1 protein-coding gene and 2 pseudogenes are annotated in these 3,343 nt (G+C 60.7%); 2 read left to right on the top strand and 1 reads right to left on the bottom strand.

Annotated features, from left to right (window positions below; translation table 11 throughout):
• A pseudogene (locus ACT3UN_RS16340) lies at positions 1-205 on the top strand (SGNH/GDSL hydrolase family protein); the annotation flags it as partial.
• Between the two features lie 426 nt (positions 206-631).
• Complete coding sequence (locus tag ACT3UN_RS16335; RefSeq protein ID WP_444657637.1) at positions 632-2,266, top strand: AMP-binding protein; 1,635 nt, start codon at positions 632-634, stop codon at positions 2,264-2,266.
• Positions 2,267-2,467: 201 nt separating this feature from the next.
• Here the strand turns inward: ACT3UN_RS16335 and ACT3UN_RS16330 are convergent.
• Positions 2,468-2,662: pseudogene (locus ACT3UN_RS16330) on the bottom strand (IS3 family transposase); the annotation flags it as partial.
• Positions 2,663-3,343: the final 681 nt, after the last annotated feature.

Here is a 3,343-nt window from a genome sequence, read left to right as displayed (position 1 = left end):
CAATCAGCGCGACGCTGCCCGCCAGATCGGTGGGCACTACGTGGAGATGATCGACGGGGCGCGGGGCCATGACACGTGTGCGCCTGATCGGCAGCGGTATGTCGCTGGCGTGATCGATACCACGACCCCGAACTACAACATGATTTTCCATCCCTCCTATGCGGGATCGCAATTCATGGCTTCACAGCTCGCACGCGAGGCGTAGGGACGATGTCTCGACGCTACGGACACATGGTCTCTTCTGGCCGGTTCGCTATGAATCGTATTTTATGAAGGTGGTTGAGGCCTGCATCGTAAGGGTGATGGGGTGTGCGCCGCGTGGTTAGTGCTGTAAAACATCGGGCGCCCCGTCGGTTCCATACATACTCTTTGTCGTAAATAGTGCAGATTGAATGTGGGCTGCCTTCGAAAACAGGCGCCGACGTAGGGATACAGTATATGTGCACAGTGTTCCGACGGTGATCCCTTTCCCGCGGAGAGAAGATACCGGGGTGCCACCAGGTACCGACCGGCGTGTACCGGATTCGCGGTTCTGGTCTGCAGTCGGGTGCGCTCCGCGGAAGGGTTTCCTGCATCCGGAAAGGTGCGAGGAAAGGTAATTTGTAAAGTGAGAAATAGGGCGCAGCAGATTGTGTTCGACACCAAAGGGATTTTCCGTGGTGCGCGGGCTGCGGTATCTGCCGGATTTTTCAACGAATTTACGGCCAAGGACGGGATTGCGACAGCCAGGAGTCTCATCCGCTATGGAGCATCCCTGTCAGGGCTGCTTGAGGTCGCAGCGGCGCGATTCCCCGACCGGGTCGCGCTCGTCGACGACGACGGTGAGCTCACCTACGCGGAACTGCGTGACCAGGCGGTACTCACCGCGCAAGCGCTCGTCGCCAACGGGGTCGATGCCAACGGCCGGGTAGGAATAATGGCACGCAATGGACGAGGATTTCTCATTTCGCTCGCAGCAAAAGGATATGTGGGGTTCACTGTCTTCCTGTTGAATGTCGGAGCCAGCAGAACGCAGATCGCCAACATCGTCGAAGAACACGACATCAGCTTCCTTTTCGTCGACTCAGAATTCGACTCCAGGATTCCCGACGAAAGTCCACGGGTCCGTGTCTGCCATTCCTGGGTCGGAGACGATGCGCGGACTGACATCACCTTCCCCACATTCCGTGACCTGTGGGCCACGCCGGGGACGACGGGCGTGACCTTCCGTCGTCGTCCCATTCAGGGAGGAGTTGTCCTGATGTCCTCAGGGACCAGCGGCACGCCGAAGGCGGTGGGACACGGCGAACCGCATGTACCGCTGGGAGTCCTCGGTCCCCCGGTGGAGTCCTGCGGGCTGAAGGCAGGATGCACCCTGCAGATGACCGCGAGCATGTTCCACGTCCTCGGGTGGGGAGCCTCGTGCATTGCGTTGTTCGCCGGTTGCACGATCGTCACGCAGCGCACCTTCAGCGCGGAGAACGTCCTCCACCAGCTGGACACGTACCGGTGTGAGGGTTTGATCAGTTCCGCTGTCTTTCTCAAGGAGCAACTCGCGGTCCACGATTCCGACCCCGGCAGGTACGACACCTCCTCACTCCGTTTCATCCTCAACGCCGGTAACGCCATGAGCGAGGACCTCGTCCGTGGCCTGCAGGAACGCTACGGGTACATCCTCGGTTCCGGTTACGGATCCACCGAGGGGTTGCTCGTGTCCTATTCCGGTCCGTCGGATCTGCGGGAGGATCCGTTGACCGCCGGCCACCCTGTGTGGAACGGTCGCCTGGAACTGCTCGATCCCGCCAGTGGGAGAGAAGTCGAGCCCGGCCAGGTCGGTGTGGTCCACGCCCGCAACGCCATGTCGATGAAGGGGTATCTGGGCGCCCGGGACCAGGAGGATGTGACCCGAGGGCTACTCAGTCTCGGTGACAAGGGCGTGATCGACCCGCAGACCGGTCGGCTGCGGGTGCTGGGCCGTAACAACGACATGATCATCGTCGGCGGTGAGAACATCTGGCCGACCTCGGTCTCCGACATCATCGACCGGCTCGACGGTGTGGCCGAGTCCTATTGCGTGGGTGTGGAGGACGGCGAGACATTCCAGCGGGTCAAGGCCTACGTCGTCACCGACGGTTCCGTTGAGTTGACCGAGGACGACATCCGTGAGCATGTGCGGGAGAATTTCATGGCTCCGGCGGTGCCTCGTGACGTGGTGCTGATGGACCGGCCGTTGCCGCGTAACCCGATCGGCAAGGTCGTCAAGCGCGAGCTGGAGGCGTTTGGTTGAGTGGCCCTGCCTGATGCTGAATGGTGCGCAAGTGACGCCGAGCGTGGGGTGGTGCTGTGGTGGACCGCGGACAGTCCGGATGGCCGCAACGTGGGTGCGAGCATAACTCTGTGACCGCTGACGCGGTGAATCGGGCTGCTCTCCCGGTTTGATTGACTCTCCGGGTTTGTATTGGTCAGGCCGTGTCTGCGGCTGCGTAGATCATATTGGACTCGAGGGGGTGAGCTTGCCCAGGCCCCTTTGACGACGGCGGCTGTACTTGGTCTCAATCGAGGTGACGATCGCGCGTCGTGGTTCCTCGCGGCTGTTCATGCGGCGGGCGTTGAGCTCGTTCTTCTGCAGCAATGCGAAGAACGACTCCATCGCGGTGTTGTCACCACTGGCCCCGGCCCGGCCTGGCGTATTCAACCGGTCGTCGCAACACCTATCTGGTAGAGGTATTTGATGGGCATCGGCCCGAGGTAGAAAAGAGCAAGAGAGAATCGTGGTCAGGTCATTCCTTCCGGGCGTCCTACAGCGGCCCGGCGCGAGGACCGCGTGCGATTCTGGCGGACCATCGGAGCAAGGGCTACGATGAAGAGGCCGGCGATGACGCTGGTGTCTCCGAGCCTGTGGTTCACCGTTAATTTAAGCATGCTGGTGGAGTGAATCTGCAATTGAAACCGATTGTTTTCGGGACGGTACACCTCCTCGTCAGAACAGGAGGACATCGCCTTCTAGCGAGCACAAGGCATCGGATGGTATCGACTGTGAACCAGCACGTGACTCGTTGACTCGTCGACGGGCGCGAGCATCACGTGCACCTGACGGACAGAGACGTGTTACACCACGACCACAAAACCTGTTGGCACATACAAGCCGTGAGAGCCACCACACGTCGGCGAAAGAACGCCGCCGACGCGTGGGAGAGGGGAGGTGTCTCTACGCCTCGATGCGCGACCCATGGAGGCACCTGTTACCCGCGTGAGTCGATGACGAACCCCTGCCACAAGTGTCAGCTGTCATCGATCCCGCGGGGCTACCACAAGTAGCACCAGAGGTTGAGCCTTGCAGCGTGGATGAGGTGTCATCTTTACC

Origin of the sequence: Corynebacterium sp. AOP12-C2-36 (genome assembly GCF_052379185.1) — a bacterium.
Lineage (GTDB): Bacteria > Actinomycetota > Actinomycetes > Mycobacteriales > Mycobacteriaceae > Corynebacterium.
The sequence above is the reverse complement of the archived record's forward strand: the minus strand, read 5'-3'. Positions and strand labels throughout refer to the sequence as shown.